This is a genomic window from Alkalicoccus chagannorensis DSM 18086, assembly GCF_000429725.1.
GTDB lineage: Bacteria > Bacillota > Bacilli > Bacillales > Salisediminibacteriaceae > Alkalicoccus > Alkalicoccus chagannorensis.
Map to the genome: position 1 here is coordinate 23,233 of NZ_AUCK01000032.1, position 23,734 is coordinate 46,966.

A 23,734-nucleotide genomic window follows, 5' to 3' on the forward strand; every position below is an offset into this window, starting at 1 on the left:
AGGTATGCGGCGGTAAGGGTGGGTCCCCGCACAGACGGGGCCGACCCTCTACCTGCTGTGCATCGCTCCGGATACAAAGGTGGGAAAACCGCGTGAAAGGTTTGCTTAATACATTACAGACATCTGAAGAAGTACAGGCGGCGGCATCCGGCCGCGGGGATCAGCTCATTACCGGTGTTACCGGATCAGCCAGAGCGGCGCTCCCGGCAGCGGTATTTAAAGAAACGAAAGCGCCGCAGCTCGTCGTTGCGCATAATCTGCTGCAGGCGCAGAAGCTTTATGATGACCTCGTCACCTTTCTGGGAGAAGACGACGTCTACCTCTATCCGGTGAATGAACTGATTTCTGCTGAAGTGGCTGTAGCCAGTCCGGAGCTGCGGGGCCAGCGGATCGAAGCGTTAAACCACTGGGCGGAAGGACACGGCGGTATCATCGTCACACCGGCAGCCGGGCTGCGCCGCCTGCTGCCGCCTCCTGGCGTCTGGAAGGAAGCCCAGCAGCATCTGACGGTCGGTTCGGACATCGACGTGGACCAGCTGCTGGAAGATTTGGTTCGCTTCGGCTTTCAGCGGTCCGGCATGGTTGGTGCTCCCGGGGAATTCAGCGTCCGCGGCGGCATTATCGATATTTATCCACTGACCGAGTCCCATCCGCTCCGGATTGAACTATTTGATACAGAAGTCGATTCCATCCGCCGCTTCGACATGGAGACGCAGCGTTCCCTGGAACAGGTGGAGGCCGTTTCGTTCGGTCCGGCCCGTGAAATGATGCTCACCTCGGAAGAGTATCAGCAGGCCGCAGCACGGCTGGAGAGCCAGCTCGGCCATACGCTTTCGCATATGCAGGAGGAGACGCTTCGAGGAAAGCTCTCCGATTACCTGGGAGAAGAGATCGACCGGCTCCGGCAGGAAACGCCGTTTGAAGCGATGTACAAGTATATGTCCCTTTTCTACGACAAAACCTATACGCTGCTGGATTACCTTCCGGAGGGCGGTTCCGTCATGATTGATGAGCCGTCCAGGGTACACGAAGTGATCCAGACGCTCGACAGAGAAGAGGCCGAATGGCACACCACCATGCTTTCCGAAGGCCGCATTCCGAGGGACATTCCGCTTTCCCAGTCGTGGGAAGATGTGATGCAGGCCCAAGTGCGCCGGGTGTATTTCTCTTTCTTTGCCCGTAAGCTGCCGGGGACGAATGTGCAGGGAAGCAAAAACCTGCAGGCAAAGTCCATGCAGGAGTTCCACGGGCAGATGAACGTGCTGAAAACCGAGCTGGAACGGTGGAAAGAAGCCGGTCAGGCCGTCGTGTTCGCCTGTGCTTCTGCCGATCGTGCCCAGAGACTGAAAAGCGTCCTCGATGACTATGAGATGGAAGCAGCTGTTACTGCCGAACATACCGAGCCCACGGCGGGCCAGGCACAGATTGCTGCGGCGCCGCTGACTGCCGGCTTCGAACTGCCGCTGCAGAAGCTGATCGTAGTCACCGAAGAAGAAGTCTTTTCCAAGAAGAAACCGAACAAGCCGAAGCGGCGCACGCAGAAAATGTCCAATGCCGAGAGAATCAAAAGCTACTCGGAGCTCCACGTCGGAGACTGGGTTGTTCACGTCAACCACGGTATCGGCAAATACCTCGGGATGGAGACGCTCGATCTCGGGGAGATGCACAAGGACTATATGCACATCTCCTACGCGGGCAACGATAAACTGTATGTCCCCGTCGAGCATATTGACCAAGTCCAGAAATATGTCGGTTCGGAAGAAAAAGAGCCGAAACTGTACTCCCTTGGAGGCAGTGAATGGAAGAAGGTCAAGCGGCGGGTCGAATCGTCCGTGCAGGATATTGCCGATGATCTTATCAAACTCTACGCAGAACGGGAACGCTCCCGCGGCCATGCCTTCTCCCCGGATGGCCCGGAGCAGCGCGAGTTTGAAGTGGCCTTTCCCTATCAGGAAACCGAGGACCAGCTCCGTGCCATTGAAGAAATCAAGGAAGATATGGAGCGGGACCGCCCGATGGACCGACTGCTCTGCGGCGATGTCGGCTACGGCAAGACCGAAGTGGCTCTCCGCGGCGCCTTCAAAGCATTGATGGACGGCAAGCAGGTGGCGATTCTCGTGCCGACGACGATCCTCGCGCAGCAGCATTTCGAGACGATCCGCGAACGGTTTCAGGATTTCCCTGTAAAAGCAGGCCTCCTGAGCCGCTTCCGCAGCCGGAAACAACTGAAAGACACCGCCCAGGGGCTGAAGGACGGCAGCATCGACATCGTGGTCGGCACGCACCGGCTGTTATCCAAGGACATTCAGTTTAAGGATCTCGGCATGCTCGTCGTCGATGAAGAACAGCGCTTCGGGGTGACCCATAAAGAGAAAATCAAGCAGCTCAAGGCGAACGTGGACGTGCTGACCCTGACGGCAACGCCGATTCCGCGGACGCTGCATATGTCGATGCTCGGTGTCCGCGACCTGTCGGTGATCGAAACACCGCCGGAGAATCGTTTTCCGGTGCAGACGTACGTGGTGGAGTACAACGATGCCCTCACGAGAGAAGCAATTGAACGCGAAATGGCCCGGGGCGGCCAGGTCTTCCTGCTTTATAACCGGGTGGAGGATATTGAATCGATGGCCGACCGGATCGACATGCTCGTCCCGGATGCCAGGGTCCGCTTTGCCCACGGCAGAATGACCGAGACCGAACTCGAATCGGTGATGATGGACTTCCTTGAAGGGGAAGCCGACGTACTCGTAACGACGACGATCATCGAAACCGGCGTCGACATTCCGAATGTGAACACGCTGATCATCTCCAATGCGGACCGGATGGGTCTCTCTCAGCTTTATCAGCTGCGGGGGCGGGTCGGCCGGTCGAACCGGATTGCCTATGCCTACTTCACCCATCAGCGCGACAAGGTGCTCACCGAAGTAGCCGAACACCGGCTGCAGTCGATCAAGGAATTCACCGAGCTCGGCTCCGGCTTTAAAATTGCCATGCGTGATTTGTCCATCCGCGGAGCCGGCAACCTGCTCGGCGCCCAGCAGCACGGCTTCATCGCTTCGGTCGGGTTCGATCTGTATTCCCAGATGCTCAAAGAAGCTATCGATGAGCGCAAAGCCGTCATCGACGAGCAGTCCGGCCACCCGGAACCGGAAAAAGAAGCACCGGATATCGAACTCGATGTGAAAGTGGATGCGTATATTCCGCAGGACTACATTGCTGATTCGAGGCAGAAAATCGCAATGTACCAGCGTTTTCGTGCGATTCGGACAGAACAGGAGCTTCAGGATCTGCAGGATGAGATGATCGACCGCTTCGGAGAATACCCGGAAGAAGTAGACCATCTGTTTTCCATTTCGAAAATCAAAATACTGGCCCGGGAGCACAGCGTGGAAAGCCTGTCGGAGAAAAAAGAAGTGTGTACCTTTGTATTAAACGAAGCAGTGACAAAGGCGGTCGACGGCTCGGCGCTGTTCACCCTCGCCAACAAGCTGTCGAAGCACGTCACGCTTTCTCACGAAAACAACCGCATCTCTGTTCATATCAAAACGAAGCAGCTGGATGACGGTCAGTACATGACGCTTCTCATTCAGCTGCTGGAAGGGCTGCGGAAAGTGCGTGAAGATCAGACCGTCCAGTCGTAGCCGTGTCTATTTCCCGGGAAATAATCAGAAGGAGCGCGGTCCGGTTTGAGTAGTCAGACGAAACAATGGATGGAGGCGGCCCTGCTTTTTTCTGCCGCTGCGGCGGTGGCAAAAGGGCTGAGTGCCCTGTATAAAATTCCGTATCAGAACATGACCGGAGACAGCGGCTTCTATGTGTATCAGCAGGTGTATCCGCTGTACGGCATGATGCTGACAGCGGCGGTCTATGGACTTCCGCTTGTCATTTCCCGGGAAATGACGCTCAATCAGGAGCCCGGCATGCAAGGAAGGGTGCTCTCCGGATATGTGACGGTGCTGATGGTGCTCTCCTTGACGCTTGCCGCTGCGGTAACCTTCGGAGCAGGCTGGATCGCCGGCGCGATGGGGGATCCCCTGCTGACCGAGCCGCTCCGCTGGATGGGGCTTCCCTTCCTCTTTCTGCCGTTCCTGTCTGTCCTGCGGGGATATTTCCAAAGCCGGCACAAGGTCGCACCAACGGCCGTCACGCAGGTCGTGGAACAGTTTGTCCGGGTGGGCGTTATTCTGCTCGCTGCCTGGATCGGCATGCAGGCTGGAAATGTCTATACTGCCGGTCGTTCTGCCGGAATCGGCGCAGCTGCAGGAGGAGCGGCCGGAACGGTTGTGATGCTGCTGTATGCCAGGCGGAGCGGCCTCCGGTTCGGCTGGGTCCGTCCGGATTTAGCGCCGGACCGGATCCGCCGGCTGCTTGTGCAGGGGCTTTTTGTCTCTGCGGCGGCGATGCTGCTGCTCGTCATGCAGGTCATCGATGCCTTCACGATGCCGGAACGTCTTGGAGAGCAGGCAGCTGCACAAAAAGGCGTTTATGACCGGAGCTGGCCGCTGCTGCAGTTCGGGGCGCTCGTGACGACGGTGTTCGCCTATGCCTCGCTTCCCCTCGTGACGAAAGCGTGGGAACGCGGGGACCGGGAAGAGGCAGCCATGTACGCCACTGCAGCCGTTCGTTTCTGCCTCGTGTTCGGCAGCGCTGCAGCGGCCGGACTGGCAGCGGTCATGCCGGCCGCAAACCCGGCGATGTTTCAGACGCCGGACGGAACCGGTGTGCTGCAGGGCATGGCGTTTATTGCCGCAGCCGGCAGTCTGTATATGACAGGAGCGGCGCTGCTGCATGCGGTGGGCAGCGCCGGTACGGCTGCTGCTGTTCTCGGCGGAGCGGCGCTGATCAAACTGGCAGGCAATCTGCTGCTCGTCCCCGTCTATGGCACAGCGGGAGCCGCGGCTGCCGGTGCCCTGGCGGCAGGGACCGCTGCACTGATCGTCCTCTGGCAGCTGGCAATGAAAGGCCTGTTCCGCATGCCGGACCGCCGTTTTATAGGGAAGCTTGGTGTCTCGCTGCTTGTCATGAGCGCTGCTGCTTACCTCTTTACCGCAGGAGGAACGACCTTGACGGACGGGCGCCTCATGGCGGCAGCATGGACCGGCACCGGAACAGCAGCTGGTGCGGCCTGCTTTATTCTGCTGATTCATAGAAACCGGCTGTTCACCGAAAAAGAATGGGAACAGCTGCCGAAACTGCCGAAACTGCTGCCTTACCGCAGCAGCGGCTGACGATAGAGGAGGAACGGTACGATGACAAAACCGGTCATACGGATATACGGCCTTGGCGCCGGTGATCTCAACCAGCTTCCACTCGGTGTCTACCGGGCGCTGATGCAGGAGGAGCATGTCTACGTCCGCACAGCCGACCACCCGGTCCTGGAGGAACTGAAGGCGGAAGGCCTGAACAGTCACTCGTTCGACACGGTGTACGAACAATATGATACGTTTGAAGAAGTGTATCCGGTCATTGCCGAGAAAGTCATGGCAGCAGCATCTGAAAAGGGAGAAGCTGCCTACGCCGTCCCGGGGCATCCCCTGACAGCGGAAATGACGGTGCAGCTGCTGCTGCGCCAGCCTGTAGCAGACGTCGAAATCATTGGTGGACAGAGCTTTCTTGATGCTGTCTTCACCTCGCTGCAGGTAGACCCGAACGATGGCTTTCAGCTGCTCGACGGCACGGCTCTCGACCCGGCAGACATCGTCATGACCCAGCATGTCCTGATCTCGCAGGTATATGATGCAGTCAGTGCCGGCAACGTCAAGCTGAGTCTGATGGAGCGCTATCCCGATGATTATCCGGTGACCGTCGTGACTGCAGCTGGAAGCAGCGCAGAACAGGTGGTCAGCATTCCGCTCTATGAGCTGGATCAAAGCGTGGCTCTCAGCAGTCTCACCGCTGTTTACGTGCCGCCGGTCGAGACACCGGCCTACCTGTACCGGGATTTCTCCACGCTGCGGGACGTGATCCGGACGCTCCGCGGACCGGAAGGCTGTCCGTGGGACCGGAAACAGACGCACGAATCGTTGAAGCGCTATGCTGTTGAGGAAGTATATGAACTGCTGGAAGCGATTGACGAAGAAGACGATGATCATATCGTCGAAGAGCTCGGAGATGTGCTGCTGCAGGTCATGCTGCACGCACAGATCGGCGAAGATAACGGCTACTTTAATACGGAAGACGTGATCGAGAGTGTGACGGAAAAAATGATCCGCCGCCATCCGCACGTGTTCGGCGACACCGCAGCAGAAGATGCAGAAGACGTTCTCCGCAACTGGGAAGCGATCAAGCAGGAAGAAAAACAGGGAAGCACCCGGGATTCGCTGCTCGATGGCATTCCTGCCTCACTGCCGGCCCTGCTCCGCGCCGAGAAGATGCAGAAGAAAGCGGCGAAAGCCGGTTTCGAATGGGAAACCGAAGGGCCGGTCTGGGAGAAGATCCAGGAGGAAATTCAGGAGTGGAAAGAGGCCGATCAGGCAGGAGACGAAGAGGCCGCTGCCGAAGAGTTGGGAGACGTGCTGTTTTCCATCGTCAATGCGGCCCGGACCCGGAAGATCGATCCGGAGGAAGCGCTGCAGCAGACGAACCGCAAATTCCTGCGCCGTTTTCGATACATCGAGGAACAGCTGGAGAAAGAAGGGCGACGTCCGGAGCAGGAAACGCTGGAAGCACTCGATGCCCTCTGGGAAGAAGCAAAAGGGAAGGGAAGGTGAGACGATGCGTCTCGATAAATTTTTGAAAGTTTCCAGGTTGATTAAACGCCGGACCATGGCCAAAGAGGTAGCCGAACAAGGCCGCGTCACGGTCAACGGCAACAAAGCGAAAGCCGGAACGGAAGTGAATCCGGGAGATGAGCTCCAAGTCGTATTCGGTCAAAAAACGGTGACGATCAAGGTAAACCGGACAGAGACCAGCGCCCGTAAAGAGGAAGCAGCTACGTTTTATGACGTAATTTCGGAAGAAAAAAACAACGAATAACGCTCGGCGGCTTGCAATCCGACGCTCAGCTGATTATGATAAAGACAACTTTCGTTGTAGGGAAGAGGTGAATCTCTCCCCTGTAACACCGGCAGGCAAGCTGCTTATTGCTGCAGCAGGAGGAAAGGACCCACGGCTCGTTGAAGGAAACGGTGCTGCTGTCCGTGTCCGGAATGAACAGAGGGAGGATGCCTCCCGTAGAAGCCGGCCGCGGATCCGCACACCATTTCAAACAAAAGGAGGCTGACTGATGAGAGAAGATCGGTTGAAGGAAGTACGTCGTCTGAAATCCGAATATGCCGAACGCCAGAAAGAAAAGCAGGAAGTTGAGGACCGCCGCCGACGCGGACTGAAACGACGCCTTTCTGTGCTGGGCAGTGCCATGGGGATCATGGTGATCATCCTCAGCGCGGTTCTTTTCCAGCAGCAGCAGGCCATTTCCCAGCATGAGACCGAGAACCTGCAGCGGGAAGCTCAATTGGAAGAGATGCAGGCCGACGCCGAGGCACTCGAAGAGAAGATCGACCAGCTGCAGGACCCGGATTACATAGGAGAGATTGCGCGCCGGGATTACTTCCTCTCCAAGCCGGGAGAAACGCTGTTCCAGCTGCCTCGTTCCGAGGAGCGGGACGAATAGATGGTGCGTCGGATTGAAGAAGGAAAAACCTATACAGGGACGGTGACCGGCACCGCCCGCTTCGGTGCGTTTGTCACGCTGCCGGACGGCTCGACGGGGCTCGTGCACATCAGCGAACTCTCGGATGGGTATGTCAAGCGGGTACAGGACGTAGTGGAGAAAGGCGATGAGATTCCGGTGCTCGTCGTGGAACGCGGAGAGGAAAAGACCGCGCTTTCCCTGCGCCGGTCCGGGCGTCCGCAGAAATCGGTGAAGCCCGACTTCCAGGAAGCGCCGGCCGCGGAGCTGGAAGAAAAAATGGAAGCGTTTCTTGAAGACAGCCGGAAGCAGCTGGATGAGCTGGACAGCAGACTCCGCACCCGGCAGAGCCGGAGCTGGGTGCAGGAACAACAGACAGAAAACCCGCCGGGCGGTCAGCGCTGAAGGCGGGTTTTCTGCTGAAGGAAAGGAGGAACGGCTGTGGGAGCAAAAGCAGATAAAGTCATGGACGTCTGTCTCCGGGCGGGGGAGCTGATGCTCACCTATGGCGCGGAAACGTACCGCGTGGAGGAGACGATGGAGCGGATGGCGAAAGCAGCCGGCTTCCGGAACGTCCAGTGTTTTACGACCACGACGGGGGTGTTCTTGTCGTTTGAAGAAAAAAAAGGCAACGGAGATCTAATGCAGATGGTGCGCGTCAAAGACCGCATGCAGGATCTGAATAAAGTTGCCGAAGTGAACCAGGTGTCCCGGGAATTTACAGGTGGCGGCCTGACCGTTCAGGAAGTGGAGCGGCGTCTCGAAGAAATCTTTGCACAAAAAGTAGAGTATCCGATTTACGTCATTCATTTCGGCGCCGGGATTGCCGGCGGCGGCTTCTCCTATTTGTTTGGAGGGGGACTCTTTGACTGGATTCCTGCTTTTGCAGCCGCTGTCCTTGCCTCCATCACCCTGCTGGAAATCGAAAAACTGCTCAAAGTACGGTTTGCTTCGGAGCTTGCCGCCGCTTTTATCGGGAGCAGTGCCGGCATCGCCCTCGTCACCCTGGGTTTCGGGAACAACGTCAATCAGATCATCATCGGCTCACTGATGCCGCTGGTCCCCGGGGTCCCGTTGACGAACGCCGTCCGGGATCTTCTTTCCGGAGACCTGCTCGCAGGTATGAGCCGCGGGGTGGAAGCCCTGCTGACCTCGTTATCGATCGCCAGCGGAGTTGCCTTGTCAATTTCTATTTTTATGTAACAACAAGAAAGGAAGAGACCTATGCAGCTGATCACCGAAATTCTGCTCACCATTCTTGCCATTGTCGGTTTTGGCATCCTGTTCAGTGTCCCGAGGCGCGTGCTGTTTATCGGTGGCGCTATCGGAGGGTGGACCTGGTTTGCGCTGCAGATGGGGCTGGAGGCAGGTGTAACCAACGTCGTTTCCACCGTCATCGCTTCTTTTACTGCAGCCAGCATCTCGCATTTTCTGGCCAAGCGGCTTCAGATTCCGGTCACCACACTCTCGATCCCGGGCATTCTGCCGCTTGTTCCGGGAAGCCTTGCCTACTTTACGATGCTTGATTTCGTGGAGGGCGACTACCTCGGAGGGCTGGAAAATGGGGTGCAGACCATGCTGCAGGCAGGAGCCATTGCTGCAGGCCTGGTGCTCGGCCTGGCTGTTTTCTCCTTCGGCGTAGGAAGAGGAAACCGTTATGAAGCAGGAAGTTGAATCGTTCATCCGCCAACATGATCTCCTGCAGGGAGGGGAGCGGGTGCTCCTTGGTGTCTCCGGCGGACCGGACAGCATGGCTGTGCTTGCCCTGTTCGGCGAATGGCAGAAGACATGGCATCTTCACGTCGAGGTCGTCTACGTTCATCATCACCTCCGTGCAGAAGCAGAAAGCGAGGTCGCTTTCGTATCGGAACAGGCAGCGGCACGCGGCATGCTGTTTCACGTGAAACATGTTTACCCGTCAGCCGGACAGATGGATGCGCGACGCCTCCGCTATGAAGCTTTTGAGGAACAGATGACGGCCTCGGAAGCAGAAATCCTCGTCACTGCGCACCATGGTGATGATCAGCTGGAAACCCTCTTGATGCAGATAATTCGGGGCGGGGTGCTTCCGCCGGCAGGTATGCCGGTGACGCGGGCGGCTGGTTCCGGCCGGATCATCCGGCCGCTGCTCGGGGTCGACAAGGAGTCGATCGTCTCCTGGCTCGATCAGGAAGGTATTCCGTGGCGCGAGGACAGCTCCAATCGTTCTCATACATATCAACGGAACCGACTGCGTTCGGTCGTGATTCCAGAGCTCAAAAAAGAAAATCCGAAAGCACACGAAGCTGCAGGAGCCACGGCGGCGGCTGCCCGTCGGGAGCAGGAGTACCTGGATGCCTGTGCAGCTGCCTGGCTCGATCACGTTACCTGGGGAGATGCGTCGGCCGCCCTTTCCCGTGAGCAGATGAAGCAGGTACCGCAGGGGCTTGCCGACCGGACGGCCCTTCGTCTTCTGCAGCGGCTGGACCGCACGGCACCGTGGGGGAGGGCGCATCTGGATGTGTTCTGGGAGCATGTTCAGACAGCGGCGGCCTCAACATCACGGCACTTAGGGCACGGCTGGTTTCTGGATGTCTCCTACGACGACCTCCACCTCCGCCGTGCTGAAGAAACGAGCAACCCTTTCGAGGAACGCCGCCTGCCTGAGGCCGGTGCCATCCAGCTGCCTGGAGGGTCGCTCGTTATTTCCCGGGAAATAACCCCGGAAGCTGAGAAGATCGCCGTTACGCCGGATCAGATGCCGCTCCTGGTACGGGGGCGGCGGGATGGCGACCGTGTCGAAGGGAAAAATGGGACGAAAAAGCTTAAGAAAGTGATGATTGACGCAAAAATTCCTCGAAAAGTGCGTGATGATTATCCCATCATCACGGATAGACATGGTACAATACTATGGGTGCCTTTTTTGTTCAGAAAAGAAGCGGAAACGACAGAAACGCCGCTCGTTCTGTATATGACTTATCATACGCACAAGCATATTCATTAGGAGGAATCAGCCGGTTATGCATGAAGACATTCTGGAAGTATTAATATCTGAGGAAGAGCTGCAGACGAAAATCGCCGATCTCGGGGCGGAACTGTCAGAAGAATATGGGGATCGATTCCCTCTGGTGATCGGGATTTTAAAAGGATCCCTGCCGTTTATGGGGGATTTAATGCAGAAGATGGACATTCATCTGGAATACGATGTGATGGATGTATCCAGCTACGGCAAAGAATTCGTTTCCTCGGGAGAAGTCAAGATCGTCAAGGACTTGAATACTTCCATTAAAGGACGCGATGTCATCATTCTGGAAGACATCATCGACAGCGGGAATACGCTGAAGTATCTCACGGACCTGTTCAAGCACCGAGGAGCAAACACCGTCAAGATTGTGACGCTGCTGGATAAACCGGACGGGCGCCAGGTGGACATCTACCCGGATACAGCCGGATTCACGGTTCCGGACAAGTTCGTTGTCGGCTACGGCCTGGACTATATTGAGCGCTTCCGCAACCTTCCTTATATCGGAGTTCTGAAGCCGGAAGTGTACCAGAAGTAAATTGATTGTAGGACAAACAACGTTTGTGATACGATGTGTGAAGTGTATTTGACGTGGGAGGAGGTCCAGGATGAACCGGGTATTTCGTAATACAATGTTTTTCTTTCTAATCTTTCTTGTCATCATTGGTATCGTAAGTGTGTTTCAGCAGGATACGGATGATACAGAGAGAATTTCGTTCAACGAATTCCAGCAGGAACTCGATGACGAAAATATTGAATCACTCAATATTCAGCCGACACTGGATGTATATGAAGCAAGAGGGCAGCTCCAGGACCGGGAAGCAGACGATGAGTTCTTTGTCGTCAACGTGCCGGATCTGGATACATTCCTCGAAGAAGTTGTGACAGCAGCAGGGACAGAATCCATAGGGGAACTGACCGTCGAACAGGCGGAAGAACCGAGCGGATGGCTGAACTTCCTTGTCGTCGTCATTCCGTTTGTGATTATCTTTATTCTCTTCTTCTTCCTGATCAGCCAGGCGCAGGGAGGCGGCGGAGGCCGCATGATGAACTTCGGTAAGAGTAAGGCGAAGCTCGTCAGTGAAGAGACGAAGAAAGCCCGCTTTAAGGACGTTGCCGGAGCGGATGAAGAGAAGCAGGAGCTCGAGGAAGTTGTTGACTTCCTGAAAGATCCGCGTAAATTCGCAGAAATCGGTGCCCGTATTCCGAAAGGGGTGCTCCTTGTAGGACCTCCTGGTACTGGTAAGACACTCATTGCCCGTGCCGTTGCCGGTGAGGCCGGCGTGCCGTTCTTCTCGATCAGTGGTTCCGACTTCGTGGAAATGTTCGTCGGTGTCGGTGCATCCCGTGTACGTGACCTGTTCGAGAATGCGAAGAAGAACTCACCGTGTATTATCTTCATTGATGAAATTGATGCAGTCGGACGACGCCGCGGTGCCGGTGTCGGCGGTGGACACGACGAGCGGGAGCAGACGCTCAACCAGCTCCTCGTAGAAATGGACGGGTTCGGTGTCAACGAAGGAATCATCCTCATTGCCGCTACGAACCGTTCCGACATTCTGGACCCGGCGCTCCTGCGTCCAGGCCGTTTCGACCGTCAGATCACGGTCGGCCGTCCGGACGTCAAAGGCCGGGAAGCCGTCCTGCACGTGCATGCCCGCAACAAGCCGCTGGATGATTCGGTGGACTTGAGAGCTATTGCCCAGCGTACGCCTGGCTTTGCCGGTGCGGACCTGGAGAACCTGCTGAACGAAGCAGCGCTTGTAGCAGCACGTTCGGATAAGAAGAAAATCGACATGGCTTCGATTGATGAAGCAATCGACCGTACCATTGCCGGACCGTCGAAGAAGAGCCGGGTCATTTCCGAGAAAGAGCGGAACATTGTGGCCCACCACGAAGCCGGTCATACTGTCGTCGGCGTGCGGCTTGAAAATGCCGATATCGTACACAAAGTGACGATCGTTCCGCGAGGCCAGGCCGGCGGGTACGCGATGATGCTGCCGAAAGAAGACCGTTACTTCATGACAAGACCTGAGCTGATCGATAAGATTATCGGACTGCTCGGCGGTCGTGTCGCAGAAGAAATCATGTTCAACGAAGTCAGTACCGGCGCGCACAATGACTTTCAGCGTGCAACCGGCATTGCCCGGAAAATGATCATGGAATACGGGATGAGCGAAAAGCTCGGTCCTGTACAGTTCGGTAGTTCCGGTGGAGAGGTATTCCTCGGACGGGATATCAACAACGAACAGAACTATAGTGAAGCGATTGCGTACGAGATTGACATGGAAGTGCAGACGCTCCTGAAGAACGCGTACGAAACATGCCGCGAAATTCTGACAGAGCACAAGGACAGCCTGAAACTTGTAGCAGAAACGCTGCTCGAATACGAAACGCTCGATGCCAAGCAGATCGAGTCCCTTGTCTACGACGGAAAGCTGCCGGATGACCACCATGCGACGCAGAATGGTCCTCAGTCAGAGCAGATTACGACAGTAGAAGAAGGAAAAGGAACGGATGAAGAAGAGGTTACGGACGAAGGGGAAGAACAGACCGGAGAAGAAACGGACCATCCTGATACAGACGATTCGTCCGGCGATGACGACCGTCGTTCGTAAGGTCATAGTCAAAGCTGATGGGGCACTGCCCGGAGCTGCTGCAGCGCAGCCTCCGGCAGGCCTCTTTTTTCTAGGGGCAGCCCAGTGCGGGTCGATGCCGCCGGGCGCAGGAAAGGGGAGGTACGATGCATCTTGTTATGGATATCCGCAATGCGCAGGTACACTCCGGCGTGTATGATGACGAAGGAAATCGTCTCTGCAGCTGGCGAATGAAAACCGATACGCGTCAGACTGCCGATATGTACGGCATGTGGATCGGTCAGCAGCTGCACAGCTTTGGGATAGAACCAGAACAGCTGGAAGGGGCCCTGCTTTGTTCTGTCGTGCCGGAAGTGGAAGGTGCCCTGGAGGACGCAGTGTCGGATCACCTCCACCTGCCTGTTCTGTTTGTAGGTCCGGGGATCCGTACCGGGATCAATATTCTGTACGACAATCCGCGCGAAGTGGGGGCAGACCGTATCACGAATGCCCTCGCCGGACGGGAGCAGTTCGGCAGTCCGCTCATCATTGTTGATTTTGAGACGGCGATTACGTATGGTTATGTTAATGAGCAGGGACAGTTTGCCGGCGGGGCTATTACGCCCGGCATGGATTTGGCTATGGAAGCCTTGTCTACGAAAGCTTCCCGGCTCCCGCGGATCGATCCGCGCCGCAGCGAGCCCGATGTGATCGGCCGCAGCACAGCGGAGGCACTCCACGCCGGGTGGCGCTACGGCATCATCAGCCAAGTGGAGGGAATGATTCACCGTATCCGCCGCCGTTCCGGCAGCCAGGTGAAAGCGGTGGCCTCGGGAGAGCATGCTGACTGGATGACAAGGGAGATTCCACAGCTGGAGGAAGCCGCCCCGTTTTTGACGCTCGATGGACTGCACCTGTTATTTGAAAAAAACCGGACGGCCTTCCCGTCGTAACTGACGGCATCGGCCCCGGACATGGAAAAAGGAGAAGATAGAACATGAACGACTATATTGTCAAAGCACTGGCCTACGAAAAGCAGGTCCGCATTTATGCAATGAAATCAACCGATATGGTGAGCGAAGCAGCCCGACGTCATCAGACATGGCGTACGGTTACTGCTGCGCTGGGACGATCGCTCACAGCCGGAGCGATGATGGGAAGCATGCTCAAAGGAGACGAGAAGCTGACGATCAAAATCGAGGGAAGCGGTCCTGCCAGCCCGATCATTATTGATGCTGCGGCAGATGGGAGCGCACGCGGATACGTCAACCGCAGCGCAGCCGATCCGGAACGTCATGCTGACGGAAAGCTCAACGTGGCCGCGGTCGTTGGAGAAGAAGGCACCTTGTCGGTAGTGAAGGACCTCGGCATGCGCGACCACTTCACCGGCAGTGTCCCGCTCGTTTCAGGAGAACTCGGCGAAGACTTCACGTATTACTTTGCAACCTCGGAACAGACGCCATCCTCCGTCGGTCTCGGCGTTGTGGTTGGCGAAGAAGACAAAGTCGAAGGTGCCGGAGGCTTTATTCTGCAGATCATGCCGGATGCTTCCGAAGAGGTGCTTGATGAAATCGAAGCAAGGCTTCACGCACTGCCGCCGGTGTCGGCGATGATCCAGCGCGGCGACACGCCGGAGCAGATCATCATGCAGCTGGCGGGAGAAAGCAATTACCAAGTGCTCGAAACCCAGGAAGCGCGCTTTGAATGCAACTGCTCCAGGGAGCGGGTGGAAAACGCGCTCTCCATTATCGAAGAATCGGAGCTGCATGCGATGATCCACGAAGATGAAGGGGCAGAAACGACGTGCCATTTCTGCAGCGAAGTGTACCTGCTTTCCAAGCAGGAACTGCAGAATATCATGGACCGACGGCAGGCCGAATAAGCGGGCGCAGCTGTTTGCTTTTTTTTCCGTTATCTGCTAAAGTGACAGTATAATATATTAAACACATTAAAATAGTAGGGATTAAAGGAGGCAGCACCATGGTAAAGGTAGTCAACTCTATTAACGAACTGATCGGGGGGACGCCCCTCGTTAAACTGCAGCGGATGGTATCAGATCAGCACGCAGACGTATATCTCAAGCTGGAATTCATGAATCCGGGCAGCAGCGTGAAAGACCGCATCGCGCTGTCGATGATTGAAGCAGCCGAAGAACAGGGGAACCTGAAGCCGGGAGATACTATTATTGAGCCGACGAGCGGCAATACCGGCATCGGCCTGGCCATGGTAGCCGCTGCCAAAGGATACAGCAGTGTGCTCGTTATGCCGGACACAATGAGCATGGAGCGACGGAACCTCCTGCGTGCCTATGGCGCCGAGCTGGTGCTCACACCGGGAGAAAAAGGCATGAAAGGCGCCATTGCCCGTGCCAACGAGCTGCAGCAGGAGCATGGCTACTTCATGCCGCAGCAGTTCGAAAACGAAGCGAATCCGAAAGTGCACCGTGAAACGACAGGGAAAGAGCTGCTGGAACAAGTCGGCGATCAGCTGGATGCCTTTATTTCCGGCATCGGCACCGGCGGGACGATCACGGGAGCCGGGGAAGTACTCAAAGAGAAGTTCCCGGACATGCAGATCGTGGCGCTCGAACCGGAACTCTCTCCTGTTCTGTCCGGAGGCGGACCGGGTCCGCATAAAATTCAGGGGATCGGTGCCGGCTTTGTCCCAGGCATTCTCAACACCGACATTTACGATGAAGTGATGCAGGTCACGACGGAACAATCGTATGAATACGCACGACGTGCAGCGAGAGAAGAAGGCATTCTCGGCGGCGTGTCATCCGGAGCAGCCATTTATGCGGCGCTGCAGACCGCAGAAAAGCTCGGCAAAGGAAAGAAAGTCGTGGCCGTCATCCCTAGTAACGGGGAACGTTACCTCAGCACCCCGCTTTATCAGTTCGAAGACGAGTAAACACGAAGAGCTGATCCCGATCGATCAGTCTGCCTTCCCCCTCCCGTCCGAAGCAGCCGCTTCCGGCGGGAGTTTTTTTTGTTTTGTAGGAAAGCATAAAATGTCATAGCAGGAAGACGGCGGCTTCTTCCCTCGAAAAACTTGCGGTACACGCCGTTCCGATCAAAAGGCACTTGGCGCTTTTGTTCTCTGCTGGGAGTGGATACGCTTCTCTAGAGGACGACGGTGGTTGTGTCTGCTGCCCGGAAAGAACGACGAACGCTTTCTTCTGCAAGCCTGCAGCGGCGTCCCTCGTTTCGGCCGCAGGATGCTGCCCGCTTTTGTCCAGGGTAGAAACATGTGCATGGTGTTCCGCCTTTTTCGTGCCCGGCGGAGAGCCGGAAGAGAGGGCGCTTTTTCCTCTGCACGCCGGCATTTGCGATATTTGCGTCGGCGATCATTGCCCCTTATAATGAGGGGAGCTTACTACGACGCAGAAAAGGGGACAGGCCGGCTCCTTGCCGGTCCGGTTGTCAGGAGGAAGAGGGCATGAGACACATCAATGCAGTCTCGGCTGCAGCGGAACCGCTCCAGGGAGAGGCCTGGTTCGACCGGTACGAGACGCTCGCAGCAGATGAACAATATCATATTCTGATGGAAAGCGGGAGAGGTGGCCGGTACTCCTTTATCGGACTCCGGCCCTTCGCGGTTCTCACCGGGAAAGATGGGCGCTTGACGGTGGAAGAAGACCGGGAAACGAAGGTTCATCACGGTCCGCTGCTGGAGACGCTGCGCACCTGGCTGGCCCGTTTTGACCTCCCGCACCGTCCGGATCTTCCTGATTTCCAGGGAGGACTGGCCGGCCAGTTCAGCTACGACTTGATCCGCAGCATTGAAAAAATACCGGAAGCAGCCGCAGATGATTTAGCTGCAGAGGATCTGCTTCTGCTCGCTTTTGACGAAATCGTCGTCATCGATCATCAGAAGGACCTGCGCTGGATCATTGCGCTTGGAGAAGACGACCGCGAAGCAGCAGCAAAGCGGGAACGGATGGCCGAGCGCTGGGAGAGCGCTGCTGGAAGCACTCCCGACTATGCCAGAGTGGAGGCAGACGACGAGACGGTTCGTTCTTTTTCGGAGGAGGCGTTCGCTGAGGCAGTGGAGAGGACGAAGCAGTACATTGCCGACGGGGATGTGTTCCAGGTGAATCTGTCCGTGCGCGAAAGCCGGCGGCAGACGACCCCTCCGCTGCATATGTATCGATGCCTGAGGGAAGTGAATCCGTCGCCGTACATGGGCATGATGCACACGCCGGAAAAACAGTATGTCAGCGCGTCCCCGGAGCTGCTTGTCAAAAAGGCGGGAAGTGACGTCAGCACGAGGCCGATTGCCGGCACGCGTTCACGCGGCAGAGACGAAACGGAAGACCAGGCGCTGGCCGAGACGCTTTTATACAATGAAAAGGAACGTGCCGAACACATCATGCTCGTTGATCTCGAAAGAAACGACCTCGGCCGGGTGTGTGAGTACGGGACGGTGGAAGTAGATGAACTGATGGTTATCGAGAAGTATTCCCACGTGCAGCACATCGTCTCCAACGTCCGCGGCCGGTGTGCCCCGCAGCACGATGCCGTGGATGTGATTGCAGCGGCTTTTCCCGGAGGGACGATTACCGGAGCTCCGAAAATCCGCACGATGGAAATTATCGAAGAGCTGGAACCGGTCCGCCGCGGGGCGTATACCGGGTCGATGGGATGGATCGGCTTCAACGGCGATATGGAGCTTAACATCACCATCCGGACCATGGTTGTCCAGGACGGCTGGATTCATGTCCAGGCCGGAGCCGGGATCGTGATTGATTCGCAGCCGCGGGCGGAATTCAAAGAAGCATTGAAAAAGGCCCGTGCGCTGTGGACGGCAAAAGAGCAGAGCGAAGCAGAGCTTTATGAGCAGAGGAGGATGAAACAATGATTCTAATGATTGATAATTACGATTCGTTTACGTACAACCTGGTGCAGTACCTTGGAGAGATGGGACAGGAGCTCGTGGTCAGACGCAACGATCAGATCACGACGCAGGAGATTGAAGAGATGGACCCGGACTATATCATGATTTCCCCCGGCCCGTGCTCACCGGATGAGGCCGGGATGTCGATGGAAGTGATCGAAGCTTTCGCCGGACGCATTCCGATCTTTGGAGTCTGTCTCGGTCACCAGGCCCTTGCACAAGTGTTCGGCGGAGATGTGGTGCGGGCAGAGCGGCTCATGCACGGAAAAACGTCGGAAGTCTACCATAATGGCGAGTCTGTCTTTGCCGGACTGCCGGATCCATTCACGGCTACACGGTATCATTCGCTCATCGTCCGTCGGGAAACCCTGCCGGATGTGCTGGAAATCACAGCGGAAACAGATCAGAACGAAATTATGGGCCTTCGTCACCGGGAGCTTGCTGTGGAAGGTGTGCAGTTCCATCCGGAATCGATCATGACCGGTACCGGCAAGCAGATCCTCCGAAATTTCCTGGATACGTACAAGGAGCACAAGCGATGCATCACTACGTAAATGGCAGGATCCGTCATGAGCGGCACCTGTTCGTTTCGCCGCTTGAGCACGGATTTCTTTACGGGGCAGGTTTGTTTGAAACATTCCGCACCTACAGCGGGGTCCCTTTTCTGCTGGATGATCACTTCGCCCGGCTGGAGGCCGGAGCGGAAGAGCTCGAAATCGTGCTGCCGGAGGACTGGCGCCATTCGATCCGCAGAGCGATTCCGAAGCTGCTCCGCCGAAACCGCCTTGCGGATGCCTACATCCGGCTGAACGTGTCGGCCCGCGGGGAAGGGATCGGCCTCCCGGCGGCTCCCTATACGGATCCGCTGCAGCTCATGCTGATGAAAAAGCTGCCGGAGGCGATGCCGGCATCACGTCCGCTGGTCACCCTCCAGACACGCCGCAATCGACCGGAGGGCAGCGTCCGGCGCAAGTCGCACCATTACGGGAATAATATTATTGGAAAAAGGGAAACGAATACGTACGACGCACAGGCAGAAGGATTGTTTCTCGACGATCGGGGAGCGGTCAGTGAGGGCGTGACGTCGAACGTCTTTTTTGTTCATGGCAGCACCTTGAAGACCCCCGATGCTTCCTGCGGCTGCCTGCCGGGTGTGACGGCTGTCTTCGTCCAGGCATTGGCAGAGGAAGCCGGCTGGACGGTGCGTACCGGCCGTTTTTCACCGGGGGAGGCAGCAGAGGCGGACGAAGTCTTTTTGACAAACTCGATTCAGGAGATCGTCCCCGTATCTTCCTGGGACGGCAGTCCGCTGCCAGGGGCAGCCGGAACTGTCACAGGATCCCTGCAGCAGTTGTATCAGCGCGCGCGACATTCATTCAAAGAAAACAGGTGATAGACATGCATCGTATGCAATGGGGCAGACATGAGCTGGACTTTGCCCGGAAAACCTACGTCATGGGCATCCTGAACGTGACTCCTGATTCCTTTTCGGACGGAGGACGTTGGAACGAAGAGGAGGCGGCCCGAATGCAGGCACGCCGGATGGTCGAGGACGGTGCCGATATTATTGATATCGGCGGCGAGTCTACACGCCCGGGCGCGGTGCCCGTTCCGGCAGAAGAAGAGAAGAAGCGGGTTCTCCCGGCTGTCCGGGCCGTCCGCAGCGCCGTGGATGTCCCGATTTCGATTGACACGTACAAGGCATCCGTTGCGGAAGCGGCAATAGAGGCAGGGGCAGATATCATCAACGACGTCTGGGGTACTTCCGCTGATCCTGACATGGCATCGACTGCTGCAGCTGCCGGTGTTCCGATTGTCCTGATGCATAACCGGCGCGAGGCCGCTTATCTTGATTTGATTCCGGACATGAAGCGGGATCTGGAAGCATCGGTAGAGCGCTGTCTGCGCGCCGGGGTCAAAGAGGAGCTCATCCTGCTCGACCCGGGAATCGGCTTTGCGAAAAGCTACGAAGAGAATCTGCTTGTCATGCGGCACCTCGATCAGTTTACTTCGATGGGATACCCGGTTCTTCTCGGAACCTCCCGCAAATCCCTGATTGCGAAAACCCTGGACCTTCCGGTGGAAGAAAGAATAGAGGGAACTGGAGCCACCATCTGCCGCGGCATCGATCAGGGCATTACGGTTGTCAGGGTGCACGACGTGCGCGAAATGGCTAGAATGACAAAAATGATGGACGCGATGCTCGGCAAAGGCGGAGCTGGCATTCCAATAACAGGAGGCGTACAGCATGGATAAAGTGTATGTAGAAGGCATGCAGTTCTGGGGATATCACGGCGCTTTTAAAGAGGAGAATACACTGGGGCAGCGGTTTTATGCGGACGTCATCATGGAAATGGATGCGGACAAGCCCGGCCGCACGGATGACCTGGATGATACCGTCAACTATGCCCATGTATACGAAACGGCGAAGGAAGTACTCGAAGGAGATCCAGTTAAATTAGTGGAAACCCTCACCCATGAAGTGTGCCGTCTTATCCTGGAGCGGTTCGGCGTCGTCCAGGCGGTGACAGTCAAAGTAACGAAACCCGATCCGCCGATCCCGGGCCACTATGACGGCGTGGCGGTAGAGATGCGGAGAGAACGAGGATTTGAGCGGACATGAAGACCGTGTATGTGAGCCTCGGTGCCAACATGGGGGACCGGATCGAGCAGGTGAAGCGGGCCATTCAGCTGCTCGACGGCTGCGGCGGGGTGAGCGTATCAACCGTGTCGTCGTTGTATGAAACAGAACCAGTTGGCGTGACGGACCAGCCGGAGTTTGTGAATGCGGTAGTGGAACTGCACACCGACCTTTCTCCCCTGGAGCTGCTCTCCTGTACGCAGAAAATCGAAGCCGATCTCGGCAGGGTCCGCAGGAAAAAATGGGGTCCCCGTACGATAGACCTTGACATTTTGCTTTATGGCAATGAGAATATAGAGTTGGAATCGCTCATCATCCCGCACCCGCGGATGACGGAACGGGCGTTTGTACTCGTGCCTCTTGCGGAGATTGCACCGGACCTGCAGCTGCCGGATGGCACGCAGGTGCAGAAACTGGCCTCTGCACAAAAGGGAAGTGCGGGCATCCGGCCCGTGTCCAGCCGCGGAAAATCAACATAACGAGCGGCTGGCATAGAGCCCGGGATACCGCCTCATTGCCAGAAAGTAAAGCGATGCAAAGCGGCAAAACGGCATGTATCTTCATAAGAAAACAGGACACTGCTTTCTTTCTATGACAGAGAGGAAGTGCCGTTCGTACACAAGCCGGAGATGACTTTACGACGGAGCGGCCTCCACGCCGGCTCCGCCGGATATGAGCGTCGTCCGCAGGACAGTAAGCACGACCGGAGCTGCAGCAGGTAATCAGGCCGCTGCGCTCCTTCTTTGTATGATAAAACCAGCCTTAACGGCAGAGAACAGGGAGTGGATTGACGTGAGTCAGGAATTTGAAGCATCCGATCAAATGCAGGTACGACGCGAAAAACTGGAACAGATGCAGGAAACGGGACTCGATCCGTTCGGGGGACGCTTTGAGCGGACCCACGATGCCTCTGGTCTTTTCTCCCAGTATGAAGACCAGTCCAAAGAAGAGCTGGCAGAACAGGAAGTGCCGGTTACGATTGCCGGCAGGGTGATGACCAAACGCGGCAAAGGAAAAGCCGGATTCGCCCATCTGCAGGACCTCTCCGGTCAGATTCAAATCTACGTCCGGAAAGATGACGTCGGCGAAGAGCAGTACGATCTCTTCGGACGTGCGGATATCGGCGATATGCTCGGCATTGCCGGGGTCATGTTCAAAACGAAGGTAGGCGAGCTGTCAGTAAAAGCGCAGAACCTGACGTTCCTTTCCAAGTCGCTCCGTCCACTGCCGGATAAGTATCACGGGCTGAAAGATGTGGAGCAGCGCTACCGCCAGCGGTACCTGGATCTCATCATGAACCCGGAAGTCCGGGACACGTTTGTAGCCAGGAGCCGCATTCTGCAGTCGATGCGGCGCTACCTCGACGACCGGGGCTACCTGGAGGTCGAGACGCCGACCATGCATTCCATCCCAGGCGGTGCCTCTGCCCGTCCATTCGTCACCCATCATAATGCGCTCGATATGACGCTGTATATGCGTATCGCCATCGAGCTGCACTTGAAGCGGCTGATCGTCGGAGGCATGGAAAAAGTGTATGAAATCGGCCGTGTTTTCCGTAACGAAGGCATCTCGACCAGACACAATCCGGAATTCACGATGATCGAGCTGTACGAAGCGTATGCTGACTACGAAGACATCATGACCCTGACGGAAGAACTCGTTGCGCATATTGCCCGCGATGTTCTCGGGACGACCAAGGTCGTCTATGGTGACATGGAGATCGACCTGGAACCGGCGTGGAAGAGAGTGCATATGGTAGATGCCGTGCAGGAGCACACCGGGGTGGACTTCCGTAAGGACATGACGGATGAAGAAGCGAGAGCTCTGGCGAAAGAGCACGGCGTTCCAGTGAAAGACACCATGAAATTCGGACATGTCGTCAACGAATTCTTTGAATACTTCGTGGAAGAGAAGCTCGTGCAGCCGACGTTCGTATACGGACATCCGCTCGATATTTCTCCACTTGCCAAAAAGAATGCAGATGATCCAAGGTTCACCGACCGTTTTGAGCTGTTTATCGTTGGACGAGAGCACGCCAATGCATTTACCGAGCTTAACGATCCAGTTGATCAGCGCAGCCGCTTTGAAGCCCAGCTGCTTGAACGGGAACAGGGAGACGAAGAGGCGCATATGATGGATGAAGATTTCCTTGAGTCCCTCGAGTACGGGATGCCGCCGACCGGCGGCCTCGGTATCGGCATCGATCGACTGGTGATGCTGCTGACCAATTCCCACTCGATCCGCGACGTGCTGCTGTTTCCGCAGATGCGTCCACAGCAGCCGGAAGAGAAAGAAGAAGAATAAAACAGCCGGGAAGGTTTTCCGAAGTGTACGGGCGTGCGGGTGTCCGTCCGTGGTGGAGAATGGATATGTGGGAGGCGTCCTGCTCCGGCAGCGGCGCCTCCATTTATACTTGGTGAGTAGTGTCTCTTCTATATAGAGATATCCCGACAGATAGAGGCACGCAGGAGGAATATATTTCAGCATAGAGAAACGAGCGCAGCCGACAACGAATGCCAGAAACAAAAAGTAAAAAAGAATTTGTTTTTTCTGTTGCGTTCATGATTTCTAACGTGCTATATTATTATTTGTCGCCGCGGAAGAGACCGCAGCCGACAACAGCACAAATAACTTTTTTAAAAAAGTTATTGACGGTACAAACGTCCACGTGCTATATTAATAAAGTCGCCGAAAACGAGCGGCGCACGAAACAGCTCTTTGAAAACTAAACAAAAGATGATGAGAAGGAACAAGAGAATAAATCATTCTCTGTCAATTTTTACAGGAATCTTTAGCCAGATTCCGTCTTGAAAGACCGGTTATCATGCCGGTGCTGGAAGATCAATGATCTTCACATTTTAGTGGAGAGTTTGATCCTGGCTCAGGACGAACGCTGGCGGCGTGCCTAATACATGCAAGTCGTGCGCAGGAAGCAGGCGGAACTCTTCGGAGGGAAGCCTGTGGAATGAGCGGCGGACGGGTGAGTAACA

At 56.2% G+C, this 23,734-nt stretch carries 20 protein-coding genes, 1 rRNA gene and 1 pseudogene; all 22 read left to right on the forward strand.

Annotated features, from left to right (window positions below; all coding sequences use genetic code 11):
- The first annotated feature begins 92 nt into the window (after positions 1-92).
- Complete coding sequence (mfd, locus tag G477_RS0113670; RefSeq protein ID WP_026698421.1) at positions 93-3,641, forward strand: transcription-repair coupling factor; 3,549 nt, start codon at positions 93-95, stop codon at positions 3,639-3,641.
- 45 nt (positions 3,642-3,686) lie between these two features.
- Entirely contained in the window at positions 3,687-5,228 is a 1,542-nt protein-coding gene (locus tag G477_RS0113675; RefSeq protein WP_156897361.1) for an oligosaccharide flippase family protein, read from the forward strand.
- Positions 5,229-5,249: 21 nt separating this feature from the next.
- Positions 5,250-6,710, forward strand: a complete 1,461-nt coding sequence (gene yabN, locus G477_RS0113680; RefSeq protein WP_026698423.1) for a bifunctional methyltransferase/pyrophosphohydrolase YabN — start codon at positions 5,250-5,252, stop codon at positions 6,708-6,710.
- Positions 6,711-6,714: 4 nt separating this feature from the next.
- Complete coding sequence (locus G477_RS0113685) at positions 6,715-6,975, forward strand: RNA-binding S4 domain-containing protein (protein WP_026698424.1); 261 nt, start codon at positions 6,715-6,717, stop codon at positions 6,973-6,975.
- A gap of 250 nt (positions 6,976-7,225) precedes the next feature.
- Positions 7,226-7,612, forward strand: a complete 387-nt coding sequence (locus G477_RS0113695) for an FtsB family cell division protein (RefSeq protein ID WP_026698425.1) — start codon at positions 7,226-7,228, stop codon at positions 7,610-7,612.
- Positions 7,613-8,035, forward strand: a complete 423-nt coding sequence (locus G477_RS0113700) for a S1 RNA-binding domain-containing protein (RefSeq protein ID WP_051288032.1) — start codon at positions 7,613-7,615, stop codon at positions 8,033-8,035.
- A 60-nt stretch (positions 8,036-8,095) separates the two neighbouring features.
- Positions 8,096-8,833 carry a threonine/serine exporter family protein gene (locus G477_RS0113705; RefSeq protein ID WP_035212067.1) on the forward strand — a complete coding sequence of 246 codons (738 nt, stop codon included), beginning with the start codon at positions 8,096-8,098 and terminating at the stop codon, positions 8,831-8,833.
- A gap of 18 nt (positions 8,834-8,851) precedes the next feature.
- A pseudogene (locus G477_RS0113710) lies at positions 8,852-9,304 on the forward strand (threonine/serine exporter family protein); the annotation flags it as partial.
- Positions 9,288-10,613 carry a tRNA lysidine(34) synthetase TilS gene (gene tilS / locus G477_RS0113715; protein WP_026698429.1) on the forward strand — a complete coding sequence of 442 codons (1,326 nt, stop codon included), beginning with the start codon at positions 9,288-9,290 and terminating at the stop codon, positions 10,611-10,613. The pseudogene G477_RS0113710 and the gene tilS, both read left to right, overlap by 17 nt.
- Positions 10,614-10,629: 16 nt before the next feature.
- Positions 10,630-11,169, forward strand: coding sequence for a hypoxanthine phosphoribosyltransferase (gene hpt, locus G477_RS0113720; RefSeq protein WP_026698430.1), 540 nt, complete (start codon positions 10,630-10,632; stop codon positions 11,167-11,169).
- A gap of 70 nt (positions 11,170-11,239) precedes the next feature.
- Complete coding sequence (ftsH, locus tag G477_RS0113725) at positions 11,240-13,249, forward strand: ATP-dependent zinc metalloprotease FtsH (RefSeq protein ID WP_026698431.1); 2,010 nt, start codon at positions 11,240-11,242, stop codon at positions 13,247-13,249.
- A 125-nt stretch (positions 13,250-13,374) separates the two neighbouring features.
- A complete protein-coding gene (locus G477_RS0113730) occupies positions 13,375-14,160 on the forward strand; it encodes a type III pantothenate kinase (RefSeq protein WP_026698432.1) in 786 nt (261 codons plus the stop codon).
- A gap of 44 nt (positions 14,161-14,204) precedes the next feature.
- Positions 14,205-15,089: an Hsp33 family molecular chaperone HslO gene (hslO, locus tag G477_RS0113735; RefSeq protein ID WP_026698433.1), complete on the forward strand. Its 885-nt coding sequence runs from the start codon at positions 14,205-14,207 to the stop codon at positions 15,087-15,089.
- 98 nt (positions 15,090-15,187) lie between these two features.
- Positions 15,188-16,117 carry a cysteine synthase A gene (gene cysK, locus G477_RS0113740; protein WP_026698434.1) on the forward strand — a complete coding sequence of 310 codons (930 nt, stop codon included), beginning with the start codon at positions 15,188-15,190 and terminating at the stop codon, positions 16,115-16,117.
- 528 nt (positions 16,118-16,645) lie between these two features.
- Entirely contained in the window at positions 16,646-18,067 is a 1,422-nt protein-coding gene (gene pabB, locus G477_RS19685) for an aminodeoxychorismate synthase, component I (protein WP_035212053.1), read from the forward strand.
- On the forward strand, positions 18,064-18,657 hold the full coding sequence (gene pabA / locus G477_RS0113750) for an aminodeoxychorismate/anthranilate synthase component II (RefSeq protein ID WP_026698435.1): 594 nt from the start codon (positions 18,064-18,066) through the stop codon (positions 18,655-18,657). The genes pabB and pabA overlap by 4 nt, the downstream gene beginning before the upstream one ends.
- Positions 18,642-19,496, forward strand: coding sequence for an aminotransferase class IV (locus G477_RS0113755; RefSeq protein ID WP_026698436.1), 855 nt, complete (start codon positions 18,642-18,644; stop codon positions 19,494-19,496). Before pabA ends, G477_RS0113755 begins: the two co-directional genes overlap by 16 nt.
- A gap of 5 nt (positions 19,497-19,501) precedes the next feature.
- The gene (gene folP / locus G477_RS0113760) at positions 19,502-20,359 is read left to right on the forward strand and encodes a dihydropteroate synthase (protein ID WP_035212054.1); all 858 of its coding nucleotides are present in this window, start codon (positions 19,502-19,504) and stop codon (positions 20,357-20,359) included.
- Positions 20,352-20,726 (forward strand): dihydroneopterin aldolase, encoded by a 375-nt coding sequence (gene folB, locus G477_RS0113765; protein ID WP_026698438.1) that lies wholly within the window; start codon positions 20,352-20,354, stop codon positions 20,724-20,726. The genes folP and folB overlap by 8 nt, the downstream gene beginning before the upstream one ends.
- Positions 20,723-21,223: a 2-amino-4-hydroxy-6-hydroxymethyldihydropteridine diphosphokinase gene (gene folK / locus G477_RS0113770; protein WP_026698439.1), complete on the forward strand. Its 501-nt coding sequence runs from the start codon at positions 20,723-20,725 to the stop codon at positions 21,221-21,223. The genes folB and folK overlap by 4 nt, the downstream gene beginning before the upstream one ends.
- Positions 21,224-21,536: 313 nt before the next feature.
- Complete coding sequence (lysS, locus tag G477_RS0113775) at positions 21,537-23,048, forward strand: lysine--tRNA ligase (RefSeq protein WP_026698440.1); 1,512 nt, start codon at positions 21,537-21,539, stop codon at positions 23,046-23,048.
- Positions 23,049-23,602: 554 nt separating this feature from the next.
- A 16S ribosomal RNA gene (locus tag G477_RS0113780) occupies positions 23,603-23,734 on the forward strand; the annotation flags it as partial.

Coding starts and splice junctions, on each gene's coding strand:
- yabN (WP_026698423.1), top strand. CDS start 5,250: ATGACAAAACCGGTCATACGGATATACGGCCTTGGCGCCGGTGATCTC.
- G477_RS0113685 (WP_026698424.1), top strand. CDS start 6,715: ATGCGTCTCGATAAATTTTTGAAAGTTTCCAGGTTGATTAAACGCCGG.
- G477_RS0113695 (WP_026698425.1), top strand. CDS start 7,226: ATGAGAGAAGATCGGTTGAAGGAAGTACGTCGTCTGAAATCCGAATAT.
- G477_RS0113700 (WP_051288032.1), top strand. CDS start 7,613: ATGGTGCGTCGGATTGAAGAAGGAAAAACCTATACAGGGACGGTGACC.
- G477_RS0113705 (WP_035212067.1), top strand. CDS start 8,096: ATGGACGTCTGTCTCCGGGCGGGGGAGCTGATGCTCACCTATGGCGCG.
- tilS (WP_026698429.1), top strand. CDS start 9,288: ATGAAGCAGGAAGTTGAATCGTTCATCCGCCAACATGATCTCCTGCAG.
- hpt (WP_026698430.1), top strand. CDS start 10,630: ATGCATGAAGACATTCTGGAAGTATTAATATCTGAGGAAGAGCTGCAG.
- ftsH (WP_026698431.1), top strand. CDS start 11,240: ATGAACCGGGTATTTCGTAATACAATGTTTTTCTTTCTAATCTTTCTT.
- G477_RS0113730 (WP_026698432.1), top strand. CDS start 13,375: ATGCATCTTGTTATGGATATCCGCAATGCGCAGGTACACTCCGGCGTG.
- hslO (WP_026698433.1), top strand. CDS start 14,205: ATGAACGACTATATTGTCAAAGCACTGGCCTACGAAAAGCAGGTCCGC.
- cysK (WP_026698434.1), top strand. CDS start 15,188: ATGGTAAAGGTAGTCAACTCTATTAACGAACTGATCGGGGGGACGCCC.
- pabB (WP_035212053.1), top strand. CDS start 16,646: ATGAGACACATCAATGCAGTCTCGGCTGCAGCGGAACCGCTCCAGGGA.
- pabA (WP_026698435.1), top strand. CDS start 18,064: ATGATTCTAATGATTGATAATTACGATTCGTTTACGTACAACCTGGTG.
- G477_RS0113755 (WP_026698436.1), top strand. CDS start 18,642: ATGCATCACTACGTAAATGGCAGGATCCGTCATGAGCGGCACCTGTTC.
- folP (WP_035212054.1), top strand. CDS start 19,502: ATGCATCGTATGCAATGGGGCAGACATGAGCTGGACTTTGCCCGGAAA.
- folB (WP_026698438.1), top strand. CDS start 20,352: ATGGATAAAGTGTATGTAGAAGGCATGCAGTTCTGGGGATATCACGGC.
- folK (WP_026698439.1), top strand. CDS start 20,723: ATGAAGACCGTGTATGTGAGCCTCGGTGCCAACATGGGGGACCGGATC.